Below are 11,747 nucleotides of genomic sequence, written 5' to 3'. Positions count from 1 at the left end.
GCGTCCCCATTGCATTGCATACGGAATCGCTTCGTTTTGATGGGTGTATCCGTAGTGAATACTTTCTTTTAAACCACGAGAAAGTTTTCTCGCAAGTTCTTCGCCTAAATCTTTCCGCACAACATCTAAACCAAGTGGAAGCGGAAATCCATTGGTTTTCGTTTCCCAAAATTCTCCGAAGTCAAGCAATTTGTGAAATCCTTCTGTGTGATATGTGAGTTGCCCTTCATGAATCAAAAGTCCCGCAGCGTATGTTCCATCCAAAACTTTTTCCATTATTGTATCAAAAGAAATATCAACATTGGTAATTCCTTCACAAAATATTTTGAAGAGTAATGTTGCTGTTGTTAATTTTCCCGGTGTCGCAATTGTTCGCGATTCTTTTCCTGAAATTATTTTTTCACGTAACTCTTCGAGTGAATTATATTCTTTGGAAACGAGAACGGGACCGTAACCCTCTCCCATACTTGCGCCTGTTTCCATTATCCAATATTTATCAGCAACATACGGAAATGCGTGAGCGGAAATTGCTGTAACTTCTATTTCGCCTTTCATTGCGCGTTGATTGAGTGATTGAATATCTTCGAGAAAATGTTCAATCGTTATTCCATCGAGTTGCACTTTTCCGCTTGCGAGTCCGTAAAACATAAATGCGTCGTCGGGGTCAGGTGAGTGTCCAACGCGGATAATGCGGTTGGAGATTGGAGTTGTTGGATGTGAGTCGGTATAATTTTGAATTGATGGAGTGTTCATTTCTGTGCCAAATATACAGTAGATATTCCAAACGCCAATCGGTTTTCTTCGACATTTTTAAAACCAACTTTTTTCAAAATGGAAATAAAATTTTCGCCTTGTGGAAAATTCATAACAGTATGCGGAAGATAATTGTACGCTTCGTTGTGCTGGGAAATTTGTTTTCCAAGAAAAGGGAGAACATGTTTGAAATAGAAAAAGTAAAGTTGTTTGAAAGGAAAACTTTTCGGTTTGGAAAATTCGAGAACGCATAATACGCCATTCGATTTCAATACTCTTCGCATTTCGGAAAGCCCTTGTTCAAGATTGGAGAAATTGCGAACACCAAATGCAACAATTGCCGCATCAAAATATTCATTGGAAAATTTCAGCGATTCTGCTTCACCGATTTCAAAGCGAACTGTGTTTTGAAAACTTTTCTTAGCAATTTTTTCTTTTCCGATTGCAAGCATTTCTTCCGCAATATCTACACCAATAATTTCTTGTGGAGAAAGTTTCATTGCCGCAAAAGAAAAATCTCCCGTTCCGCATGCAACGTCGAGAATTTTTTTCGGTTCATATTTTTTTAAAAGTGTAATCGCTTTTTTTCGCCAAAGAACATCTGTTCCACCGCTGAATATATGATTGAGGAAATCGTACTTCGATGCAATAGAATTGAACATTGAACGTATGTATTGCTTTCGTTCAGTTTCTTCTTTCGGGATGGTAACAGACACAATGGGAATTGCGATATGCGATGTTATAATGTTACTGTTGTGGCTTATGAAAATTGCGGGTGAATATACAAATTCGCCGTTACTACGGAGGAATATCGTTGATGCCTTCTTTGTTGTTCCATTCAAAATTCCTATCTTTTTCCACTTTTAAAAGTAAAAAAAACGTTATGATTTCTTTATCACTTGTTATTCTGCTTTCTTACATCATCGGATCATTTCCTACAAGTATCATCATCAGTAAACTCAAAGGAGGAATTGATATTCGTAACTATGGAAGCGGGAATGCTGGCGGCACCAATGTCATCCGCGTGTTCGGTTGGAAAGTTGGCGTTGGCGTAATTCTGTTCGATGCAGTAAAAGGACTGATTGCCGTTTTACTTGTTGCTCGCGTTATGTATGATGCGCTTCCGTTCAAAAACTATACGCCGTTCGACGATTTTACTGTTGTGCAAATTATTGCCGGAATATCTGCTATTTCAGGACACATCTGGAGTATCTTTGCAAATTTCCGCGGCGGAAAAGGCGTTGCAACAACGTTGGGAATTTTTCTTGGTCTTGCTCCAATCGAGTTGGGAATAACAATGGCAATCTTTTTTTTGGTGCTGGGTATATCCAAATACATATCCCTCGGTTCTGTTGTCGCAGGGGTTTCGTTTCCGGTCGTGATGGTGGTTCGTCATAATATTTTTCACGCACATCTTACGGGATACAACACGCTCATTTATGTTTCCATCGGACTTTCGTTGTTGTTGATTTTCACACATCGTTCTAACATCAAACGATTATTGAGCGGAACAGAAAAACGGCTGACACGAATTCATCTCCCTAACCATAAGTAATCATAGTTGAACTTCGTTTTCCGTTTATTCGAATGAATATTGGTGTTCTTGGAGCAGGAAGTTGGGGAACAACACTCGCCATTCTTCTCGCACATAATGCACATTCCGTTTCGTTATGGACCCATAAGGAAGAATATCTGCAAATGATGTTGCGCAACCGCGAAAACCCATCGTTTCTTCCAGGCATTCCTCTCCCCTCTTCCATTCAACTGACCGACAACATCCTTGAGGCAACTTCAACGAAAGAAATGCTCGTCTTAGCTGTTCCCGCGCAATATCTTCGTTCCGTATTGGAAAATTTAAACTGCAATAATTTTCCGAATGCTATTCTCGTCAACGTTGCAAAAGGCATTGAAACTACAACGTTGAAAACAATGAGCCAAATGATTGCAGAAGTATTTCCGCAACAGAACAGTGATTACATTGTAACACTATCGGGCCCAAGCCACGCAGAAGAAGTATGTCAAAATATTCCTACAGCAGTCGTTGCGTCATCTCGAAGTATGGAAACTATTGCAATCGTTCAACGTGCGTTTTCAACTAACTCTTTTCGCGTGTATCTTTCAACGGATATCCTGGGTGTTGAACTTGGAGGCTCACTGAAAAATATTATTGCTATCGGCGCGGGAATTGTTGATGGAGCAGGTTTCGGGGACAACACGAAAGCGGCATTGATGAGCGGCGGTTTGATTGAACTTACACAACTTGGCGTTGCAATGGGAGCAAAAGAAAAAACATTTTACGGACTTGCGGGCGTTGGTGATTTGTTTGTTACCTGCACGAGTAAACACAGCAGAAATCGTTACGTTGGCGAGCAATTGGGAAAAGGAAGAAAATGGGAATTTATTCTGCGCGAAATGGAAATGGTTGCCGAAGGAGTTGCAACAACAAAATCCGCCGTCGCACTTGCAAAACAATATAACGTAGAAACGCCGATTATCAACGAAGTGCATAAAATAATTTTTGAAGGCAAAGACGCGCACGAAGCCGCAAAAGATTTGATGAGTGGTATTGCGGTAGAAGAGTGTTAACTTTTTTTTTAGAAAAAAGGAAAACCGTGTTCTCACTTGAACACGGTTTTTTATTTGAAAAATTGTTCGCTCAATTTCAAAAGTATTTCTCTATTTCATCAGCAAAAGTTTTTTGGTTTCTGTGTAACGCAACATGCCTTGCTGCGTTACAGTGAGCCGATAAAAATATGTCCCGCTATGGTAGTTCCTTCCGTCAAAGTGAATTTCGTATTTTTCTTCATCCATTATAGAATGTTTTTTTACCATTTCAAGCAAGTGAACAACGCATAGGAACCTTGTCGAAGATTTTTTCGTCTTTCCGTTCATTGTGCGTTCATCGGAAAAAGAAACTCTTACACAGTACTTTTTTCGTATCTTTTTCCAGTTTTTTTCCAACAAAAAATAATCAAGAATTTCACCCGCCGCGCGGGCAAACGAATAATGAATATCCTTTTTGTTTCCAGCGAAGTCGAACCGTTTTCCAAAACCGGCGGGCTTGCCGATGTGAGCGGAGCGCTTCCCAAAGCATTGAAAGCATTGGGACACGATGTTCGCGTGGTTACTCCGCAATATCGCAACGTGGACGTGAAGAAAAATATCTTGCACGTTGCTGATGGAATCGGAGAAATCGTGCAAACAGTCGGCAACACAACGACAAGTGCAACAATAATGTTTTCAACTATTGGCAACGAACGAAACGAAACGCCTGTGTATTTTGTTGCAAACAACTATTATTTCGACCGCAACGGATTGTATAATGATACAGAACGAAATACGGATTTCGCGGATAATGACGAACGATTTATTTTCTTTTCAAAAGTTGTTCCTGAACTTTGCAAGCGCATCAACTTTCGTCCCGATATTATTCACTGCAACGATTGGCAAACTGCGCTGGTGTGTCCGTATCTGAAAATATTTTACGCTCGCGATGCATTCTTCGCAAACACAAAAACAGTATTCACGATTCATAATCTTGCGTATCAAGGAGTGTTCGGCATCAATAAATTTTTCAACACCGGACTTCCCGAATGGGCGCTCGACAAAGAATTTCTCGAGTTTTATGGTGGCATTAATTTTATGAAAGCGGGAATAATCTTTGCCGACGCCATCACCACCGTCAGCAAACGCTATGCAGAAGAAATTTGTTCTACGGAAGAATTCGGAAACAAGTTGGAAGGATTACTTCGGAAACGAAAAAATACGTTGTTCGGAATCGTCAACGGCATTGATACAACTTCGTGGAATCCTGCAACCGACAAACTCATTCCGTTCCGCTTCGATGTGTACAATCTCGAAGCGAAATACCGCAACAAAGAATCGTTGATACGCACGTTTCGATTACCCTATCGTTGGAACGTTCCGCTTATCGGAATTATTTCGCGCCTCGTTGACCAAAAAGGATTGGATATTATCGCAGGGATGTCGCACGGACTTTTGCAACACAACGTACAACTTGTCGTTCTTGGTTCCGGCGAACATAAATATGAACGTTTTTTTACGGAACTGGAAAAATCATTCCCCGATAAAGTCGGCGTCTATCTTGGTTTCAGCGATGAACTTGCTCATCTTATTGAAGCTGGATGCGATATGTTTCTGATGCCGTCGAAGTATGAACCGTGCGGATTAAATCAAATGTATAGTTTGCGCTACGGAACGGTTCCGATTGTCCGCGCTGTAGGAGGACTTGTTGATACGATTGAAAATATTTCCGATAGCGGAGAAAGCGGAACAGGATTTACGTTTTTGAACTATTCTGCTTTTGATTTGTACGAAACGATAATGCGCGCTGTTTCCATCTATCAGTTTCGACCCGATGTGTGGCGGTACATAATGCTACGCGGAATGACAAAAGATTTTTCGTGGGAAAAATCGGCGCGAGAGTACGAGCAATTGTATAAAATGATATGAGATGTGCATTCAAACTCAAATCTCTCAATCGCATATCAATTCGTGTTATCATAATAATACCAAGTGAACACTAACATTGCCGTATTCCTCGACCGAGACGGAACCATTATCGAAGAACGCCATTTCATTTCTACACCGGAAGAAGTAATTCTCATTCCGAACTCTGCAGATGCGATTCGTGAACTCAATCAACTGGGAATAAAAATATTTGTTATTTCCAATCAATCGGGAATTGCGCATGGATATTTCACGGAAACCGATTTACTACAAATGAATGAACGATTGCTTCAACTTTTGAAAAACGAAAATGCCTTCATAGACAAAATCTATTATTGTCCGCACAAAGACGAAAATAATTGCGAATGTAGAAAACCAAAACCAGGAATGTTGAAACAAGCAGAAAAAGAATTCGGCATTGACTTAAAAAAATCATTCGTCATCGGAGATAGATTTGTTGATGTGGACGCAGGAAAAAACGTCGGCGCAAAAACAATTTTGGTAGAAACAGGTTACGGCGAACAATCAGTCAAATGGGGAAATGAGAACGAACAACACGCAGATTTTACAGCACAAAATTTATACGAAGGAATTCAATACATAAAAAGATTACTTGATGAATAATTATTTCAAATTCCGAATTACGAATCACAAATTACGAATGACCGTTATCATTTGTATCTTACTCCTTACCCCATTCTCCTTGCTTTTAAATTCTTGCAGCGATACGCCTAATAATGTGGGAAACGATTTTTTTGATAACGTCATCATTGAATCGAAAACTATTCTTTCCGATAGCGCAAATACGGTGAGAAAAAGAATTGCCGCCGGCTATGAGCGAATTCTTTTCGGAGAAAAAAACGGGTACCGCACAGTCTCGATCGTAAAGTTTGACATTCCGAAAAAATTAGATTCCGCAAAAATATTTTCTGCTGTTGTCAATATCAAAATAAACTATCGAATGGACACAACCGGAATACTCACGGCTCCTGTGAAAGTGTACAAAATGGATTCTGTAAATTTATCAACGTATCGTTGGTTCAATTATGCTGCAACAACATACGATTCACTTTTTTCGAACCCGAATTTATATGTACAGCAAAGCGATTCCGTTTTTGCTTTTCCTCTCGACACGAATGTTATTTCCACAAATTTTTATTCGAAAATGAAAAACGGAATTCTTGTTCAAACGTCGCTTCCCGTATTTGGTTGCTATTCATTCAATACTTCGGCAAATGTGCGACCTGAACTGAAACTGCACTTCAAATTTCCTTCGGATACTTCTCATAGTTTTGATTCCATCTCCATCAAAAATGGTGTCGCATTGTTTGTAGCAAATTACGATTCGGTTGCAACCGATTCATTGATTATTCAAGCGGGCATTGCTGATAAGTTGTACTTACAATTCGGAACTCTCGCATCATCCTTTCCCAAAAACGCAACGATTTTCAAAGCGCGTCTTATTCTGAAAACGAATATGTTGCCATTTGTTTTCGAAAAAGAAAATTCAACGCCGCTTGTATTTCAACAACTTCGTTCAAGCAGCTCCGACTCACTGTTGGGAAATGCGTATGAAAATATTCCAACAACTGATTATTCCGCTATGTCTTTTGATGTAAAAAAAGAAATACAATCGTGGATAAACGGAAGCGCTCAATACGGATTGCTCATCAGTGCGCAAACGGAAAGCAATTCGCTCGACAGATTTTCTTTCTATGGAAACAATGCTCCCGATTCGCTTTGTCGTCCTCGTTTAGAAATTTTATACCGAAAAAAATAATGAAGTTTACAGATTATAAATTTAGGATTTTAGGTTTCAAAAAATTACAAATGACAGTCATTGGTCATTCGTCATTCATCATTAGTATAATGCTCTTTGTTCTCCGCTCTCCACTCCTTGCACAAGGTTCCATCTATTCGCAATTTGGTTTAGGAGAAATGCGAACCTCCACACATGCGAAAAGTATTGCAATTGGAGAATTAAACGCAACGTCTCGTGATAAATACTCGTTCAATATTCTTTTTCCTTCAACGTGGGGAGAAATTTCGAGAACAATTTTTTCAACAGAATTTTTATACGAAGGAGTGAATAGTTCAACAACAGCACAGAATGTTTTTCTGAGCAAAGGAACATTCAACGGAACTGCAATTGCATTTCCAGTTTTTTCTCCGAAAAAAATTTCTGCAGGAATAGGAATCGTTCCATTCACCGAAATGAAATACAGCACACGATTTTCTACTTCGCAACTCGGAATACCATACACGAGCGAACACATCGGAGACGGCGGCTTATATCAACTGAACGCCGGAAGTTCATATCACTTATTCGAAGATTTACACGCAGGACTTTCATTCAACTACACGTTTGGGACGATTACGAAACAAGAAAATTTTCTTTCTTCGGCTTCGCTTATTGCAAGTCATAAAACAACAGTGAAACAACATTACACGGGAAGTGGAATCTCATTCGGTTTGTATTATTCTGTCGCACAATTTTTTTATACAAATGCTCTTTCATTTGGTCTCAATATTTCTTCGCCGATTTCTCTTTCTTCGTCCAATGATACAACGACTGAATATTTCGACAGCGATGATATTTTCGATATACCGACGTTGCGTCGAACGAACACAAGCGAAAATTATCCGACGAAAATCCCGTTGCGATGGAACATTGGAATGTCTTCTCAAATCAATGAACAATGGTATTCGGGAATAGAATTTCAGTTTCAACATTGGTCGCAATTTGAAATTCATTCGGTTCGTCAAAAGAATTATGAAAACAGTTTTCGCATCAACGCCGGTTGCGAATATCTTCCAACGCGCGAAAACACCGCTTCATATTTTGAACGAATAGCATATCGCGGTGGAATGCATTTCGCAAAAAATCCCTACATCATTAACAACACAAAAATTTATGAAACCGGAATAAGTGGCGGTTTTGGTTTTCCAATATCAAGTGAATCGCGTTTGAATGTTGCGCTGGAATTTATTCAGCGAGGAACAACAGATTTTCAATTGGTAAAAGAAAATATTTTTCGCTTCGTCATAGGTTTCGATGGAAATGAATTGATGTTTGTTAGGACTGAGAAAGAATAATTGATTTCACCACAAAGGCACAAAAGCACTAAATAATTTTTGGGTCTTCGTGTCTTTGTGGCAAAAAAAATAAAAATGAAAATTGCACTCGCTTCCGACCACGCTGGATTTGAATACAAAGAAAAAGTAAAACAACTTCTTTCTTCGCTCAATATTCCGTTTGAAGATTTTGGAACATTCTCAACTGATTCCGTTGATTATCCCGATTACTCACACAAAGCAAGCGAAGCAATTACAAATGGAAAATGCGAACGAGGAATTTTTGTCTGCGGAACAGGAATTGGAATGTCCATCGTAGCAAATAAACACAAGGGAATTCGCGCCGCTGTGTGTGAAAGTGTAGAAAGCGCAAAACTTACTCGGTTACACAACGATGCTAACGTTCTTTGCTTCGGCGCACGAATTACGAAATTGGAAATCGCTGAAGAAATGGTAAAAGTATTTCTCTCAACAGAGTTTGAAGGAGGAAGACATTTGAAGAGAGTGGAGAAAATATATTTGCTGACGGGGATTTGAGATTATAGGTTTTAGGTATTAGATTTTAGAATGAAGATTTTATATTGAAAGAAATTATCATTGAATTATGAGTACTACATTATCAATTAACATCAAAGAAACATTAGTAAGAAAATTAGGTTCAGTTGCGGAAGAAACAGAACGCCCTCTTACCTATCACATACAAAAAGCAATTGAAAATTATCTTGCAGAGCAAGAGGATTTGAACATTGCGCTTGTTCGTTCAAAAGATAAAAATGCAAAATACATTTCCAGTAAAGAGCTGAGAAAAAGATTAGGTGTATAAAATCATATACAATGCAGCTATCGAAAAGGATTTGGAAAGACTTCCGAAGAAAGAAGTAAAACGAATTCTCGATACAATTGATGGTTCACTTCCAACACAAGCGATGTATCTTCCTGTATTGAAAGGCAAGTTTAAAGGGAAAAGAAAACTACGAACGGGAAATTATAGAATTATCTTTGAAATTGTAAATGATGAAGTTCGCGTTTTAAGAATTGGACACAGAAAAGATGCGTATAGAAACTGAATTTATTTTTGAAACTAAATTACAAACATTACAACATTATGACCGGAATAACATTTATGATTGATAACAAAGGAAACAAAACTGCCGTTGTTATTGACCTCAAAAAACATAAAGACCTTTGGGAAGATTTTTATGACGGAATGATTGCTCGCATTCGTTCCGATGAGCCGCGTGAATCTTTTGAAATGGTAAAAAAGAAATTACAATTAAAAGGAAAATTGCGTGGTTAAATACGCGATTACGTTTGCAACTTCTGCACGAAAAGAATTGGAAAACCTTGAAACAACATTTGTAGAAAAAATTTTTCCAAGAATTGAAGAACTTGCGAATGAACCTCGTCCAAGAGGATGTAAAAAATTAGAAGGTGAAGAAAACCTTTGGCGAATCCGTGTTGGAGATTATCGCGTTGTGTATCACATTTACGATAAGCAGAACATAGTAGATATTGTTCACATACGACATAGAAAAGATGCGTATAGAAACTGAATTTTTACATTGAGCATTTAACATTTTACATTGTTTTACTGACCGATGACAAACAAAACCTTAGTAGCACAAAAAACCACACACGCTCTCATAACCTTATCACATTATACAAAGCAAAATAAAGTGATAAGGTAAAATTACTGCTGGATGATTTTATTATGAAGGTTAACTGTTACGCTTGATAAATATTTACGAAAATGGAAAATAAAATTGAAGAAATGAATATAACTGAAAATGAAGAACAACTTGCAACACTTTATAAGCAATTTGAAAACGAAGATAAAATGCTTGTGAATGAAGGAATGCAAGAATATTTGAGCGGATTGCAAAGAGAAGATAAACTATGAACTACTGGACGGAACTCAGCATTCAATTTGCGAATCAAAGGAATTATCTCGACGAACTTTTCAAGGTTTATCCGACTATTCCCGAAGGTATTAGAGAAATTGATGAGCAGAAGTGGAAGAAAATTTCAATTGCATTCAAAAGAAAAAATAATGTTGAGTTACTCTCTTCGCTTTTGGAATTGGAATTATTTCCTATCAAGGATTCGTACGTAGCGTATTTGAAACGGGACAAAACTGCATTGGCGAGAAATCCAAAGACTGTTCAACGTCTTTGTTCGCGTTTGTATGAAATGGGATTGGATGAAATTTTTGAAAAGAGCAGTGAACCGAAAGAAACAAATCGCCAAATTGGTCCGTTGTTTCGCAGATGGATTCAAAAAGAAACGTTGGGTTTTAAATTGATGAATTCAAAAGATTTTTCTAAAAACAAAAACGATGCAATTCTCGATGCGAGTGATGCAGAGTTGATGGAGTTTGCAAAACAAAAACTAAACTACAAGGGAACAAAAGGTTTAGATTTTGTCGCTCGCATCAATGGAAGGTATGTAATTGGGGAAGCAAAATTTCTTACTGATTTTGGTGGGCATCAAAACGCACAATTTGAAGACGCAAAAAATTTGTTGAAAGATAGAACTGCCAAAGCAACAAAGATTGCAGTACTTGATGGCGTTCTTTATATTGAAGGCAAGAACAAAATGCACAATTATCTTGTCAAGCACAGACAGCATTACAACATTATGAGCAGTTTAGTTTTGAAAGAATTTCTTTATCAACTCTAACGATGGAACTCATTTACGAAGGCAAAAAAAATAGAAACGATATTTTGCAACACACTCCAAAAGCGTTCCTAAAAAAACATAACGATTCTTCTTCTGAAAATTTGCTTATCAAAGGAGATAATCTGAATGTAATGCAAACGCTCTTGAGTGATTTTCATTTGAAAGGAAAAATAGATTTCGTTTATACTGACCCGCCGTTTGCAACGAACACTGTGTATCGAAGTGGAAAACATAGAACAGCAACGATTAGCAGTAGCAACGATGATGCGATTGCTTACACTGACCATTTAGTTGGCGAAGCATATTTGGAATTTTTGCGCGAGCGGCTTTTTCTTGTTCGAGAGTTGATGTCCGAGAACGCTTCAATCTATTTACACATTGATTACAAGATTGGTCATTACGTAAAAGTGATTATGGATGAAGTGTTCGGTGAGAAAAATTTCCGTAACGACATCGCAAGAATAAAATGTAACCCCAAAAACTTTGAACGAAAAGGTTATAGTAATATCAAAGATTTGATTTTGTTTTACTCAAAGTCGGAAAATTTTATTTGGAATGAGCCACTCGTGGAACAAACGGAAGAACAAACGCAAAAACTTTTCAATAAAATTGATGCGAAAGGAAAACGTTACACGACAAACCCACTGCACGCACCGGGAGAGACGAAGAATGGAAAAACCGGCGGTTTATGGAAGGGAATGTCACCGCCGCGTGGAAGACATTGGCGTTATTCTCCCGAAGTTCTTGATGAGTTAGATAAAAACGGTTTG

Annotated in this window: 16 protein-coding genes; 13 read left to right on the top strand and 3 right to left on the bottom strand. The window is 38.2% G+C overall.

Features of this window, described 5'->3' with window-relative positions:
• Window positions 1–753, bottom strand: a 753-nt coding sequence (locus FJ218_09585; GenBank protein ID MBM4167151.1) for an ABC transporter substrate-binding protein, incomplete at its 3' end; no start/stop codon positions are given.
• Window positions 750–1,469: a bifunctional demethylmenaquinone methyltransferase/2-methoxy-6-polyprenyl-1,4-benzoquinol methylase UbiE gene (ubiE, locus tag FJ218_09580; GenBank protein MBM4167150.1), complete on the bottom strand. Its 720-nt coding sequence runs from the start codon at window positions 1,467–1,469 to the stop codon at window positions 750–752. The genes ubiE and FJ218_09585, both read right to left, overlap by 4 nt.
• 167 nt (window positions 1,470–1,636) lie before the next feature.
• On the opposite strand from ubiE, the gene plsY reads away from it, so the two are divergent.
• Together plsY and FJ218_09570 are read left to right on the top strand one after the other, a co-directional pair.
• Window positions 1,637–2,308 carry a glycerol-3-phosphate 1-O-acyltransferase PlsY gene (plsY, locus tag FJ218_09575; GenBank protein MBM4167149.1) on the top strand — a complete coding sequence of 224 codons (672 nt, stop codon included), beginning with the start codon at window positions 1,637–1,639 and terminating at the stop codon, window positions 2,306–2,308.
• 32 nt (window positions 2,309–2,340) lie between these two features.
• Entirely contained in the window at window positions 2,341–3,339 is a 999-nt protein-coding gene (locus FJ218_09570) for an NAD(P)-dependent glycerol-3-phosphate dehydrogenase (protein ID MBM4167148.1), read from the top strand.
• Between the two features lie 90 nt (window positions 3,340–3,429).
• Here the strand turns inward: FJ218_09570 and FJ218_09565 are convergent, their stop codons facing one another.
• Window positions 3,430–3,645: a hypothetical protein gene (locus FJ218_09565; GenBank protein MBM4167147.1), complete on the bottom strand. Its 216-nt coding sequence runs from the start codon at window positions 3,643–3,645 to the stop codon at window positions 3,430–3,432.
• A 114-nt stretch (window positions 3,646–3,759) separates the two neighbouring features.
• Here FJ218_09565 and glgA point away from each other — a divergent pair, with 114 nt between their 5' ends.
• From glgA to FJ218_09510, 11 genes are all read left to right on the top strand, one after another.
• A complete protein-coding gene (gene glgA / locus FJ218_09560; protein MBM4167146.1) occupies window positions 3,760–5,226 on the top strand; it encodes a glycogen synthase GlgA in 1,467 nt (488 codons plus the stop codon).
• 63 nt (window positions 5,227–5,289) lie between these two features.
• A complete protein-coding gene (gene gmhB, locus FJ218_09555; GenBank protein ID MBM4167145.1) occupies window positions 5,290–5,847 on the top strand; it encodes a D-glycero-beta-D-manno-heptose 1,7-bisphosphate 7-phosphatase in 558 nt (185 codons plus the stop codon).
• 37 nt (window positions 5,848–5,884) lie between these two features.
• The gene (locus tag FJ218_09550; GenBank protein MBM4167144.1) at window positions 5,885–7,003 is read left to right on the top strand and encodes a hypothetical protein; all 1,119 of its coding nucleotides are present in this window, start codon (window positions 5,885–5,887) and stop codon (window positions 7,001–7,003) included.
• 50 nt (window positions 7,004–7,053) lie between these two features.
• Window positions 7,054–8,319 carry a hypothetical protein gene (locus FJ218_09545; protein ID MBM4167143.1) on the top strand — a complete coding sequence of 422 codons (1,266 nt, stop codon included), beginning with the start codon at window positions 7,054–7,056 and terminating at the stop codon, window positions 8,317–8,319.
• 75 nt (window positions 8,320–8,394) lie between these two features.
• Window positions 8,395–8,835 (top strand): ribose 5-phosphate isomerase B, encoded by a 441-nt coding sequence (gene rpiB / locus FJ218_09540; GenBank protein ID MBM4167142.1) that lies wholly within the window; start codon window positions 8,395–8,397, stop codon window positions 8,833–8,835.
• Between the two features lie 67 nt (window positions 8,836–8,902).
• Window positions 8,903–9,121 carry a DNA-binding protein gene (locus FJ218_09535; GenBank protein MBM4167141.1) on the top strand — a complete coding sequence of 73 codons (219 nt, stop codon included), beginning with the start codon at window positions 8,903–8,905 and terminating at the stop codon, window positions 9,119–9,121.
• Complete coding sequence (locus FJ218_09530) at window positions 9,114–9,365, top strand: type II toxin-antitoxin system RelE/ParE family toxin (GenBank protein ID MBM4167140.1); 252 nt, start codon at window positions 9,114–9,116, stop codon at window positions 9,363–9,365. The genes FJ218_09535 and FJ218_09530 overlap by 8 nt, the downstream gene beginning before the upstream one ends.
• 38 nt (window positions 9,366–9,403) lie before the next feature.
• Window positions 9,404–9,595: a hypothetical protein gene (locus tag FJ218_09525; GenBank protein MBM4167139.1), complete on the top strand. Its 192-nt coding sequence runs from the start codon at window positions 9,404–9,406 to the stop codon at window positions 9,593–9,595.
• Complete coding sequence (locus FJ218_09520) at window positions 9,588–9,851, top strand: type II toxin-antitoxin system RelE/ParE family toxin (protein ID MBM4167138.1); 264 nt, start codon at window positions 9,588–9,590, stop codon at window positions 9,849–9,851. Before FJ218_09525 ends, FJ218_09520 begins: the two co-directional genes overlap by 8 nt.
• 343 nt (window positions 9,852–10,194) lie before the next feature.
• Window positions 10,195–10,977: a restriction endonuclease gene (locus FJ218_09515; GenBank protein ID MBM4167137.1), complete on the top strand. Its 783-nt coding sequence runs from the start codon at window positions 10,195–10,197 to the stop codon at window positions 10,975–10,977.
• A gap of 2 nt (window positions 10,978–10,979) precedes the next feature.
• A partial coding sequence (locus FJ218_09510; protein MBM4167136.1) for a site-specific DNA-methyltransferase occupies window positions 10,980–11,747 on the top strand: 768 nt, incomplete at its 3' end.

The sequence above is a fragment of the Ignavibacteria bacterium genome, assembly GCA_016873775.1.
Lineage (GTDB): Bacteria > Bacteroidota > Ignavibacteria > UBA10030 > F1-140-MAGs086 > JAGXRH01.
Note: the sequence above shows the minus strand (reverse complement) of the source record. Positions and strands in the feature narration are given on the sequence as shown.

Coding starts and splice junctions, on each gene's coding strand:
- FJ218_09550 (MBM4167144.1), top strand. CDS start 5,885: ATGACCGTTATCATTTGTATCTTACTCCTTACCCCATTCTCCTTGCTT.
- FJ218_09570 (MBM4167148.1), top strand. CDS start 2,341: ATGAATATTGGTGTTCTTGGAGCAGGAAGTTGGGGAACAACACTCGCC.
- plsY (MBM4167149.1), top strand. CDS start 1,637: ATGATTTCTTTATCACTTGTTATTCTGCTTTCTTACATCATCGGATCA.
- FJ218_09535 (MBM4167141.1), top strand. CDS start 8,903: ATGAGTACTACATTATCAATTAACATCAAAGAAACATTAGTAAGAAAA.
- FJ218_09525 (MBM4167139.1), top strand. CDS start 9,404: ATGACCGGAATAACATTTATGATTGATAACAAAGGAAACAAAACTGCC.
- FJ218_09565 (MBM4167147.1), bottom strand. CDS start 3,645: ATGAACGGAAAGACGAAAAAATCTTCGACAAGGTTCCTATGCGTTGTT.
- FJ218_09545 (MBM4167143.1), top strand. CDS start 7,054: ATGACAGTCATTGGTCATTCGTCATTCATCATTAGTATAATGCTCTTT.
- rpiB (MBM4167142.1), top strand. CDS start 8,395: ATGAAAATTGCACTCGCTTCCGACCACGCTGGATTTGAATACAAAGAA.
- glgA (MBM4167146.1), top strand. CDS start 3,760: ATGAATATCCTTTTTGTTTCCAGCGAAGTCGAACCGTTTTCCAAAACC.
- FJ218_09515 (MBM4167137.1), top strand. CDS start 10,195: ATGAACTACTGGACGGAACTCAGCATTCAATTTGCGAATCAAAGGAAT.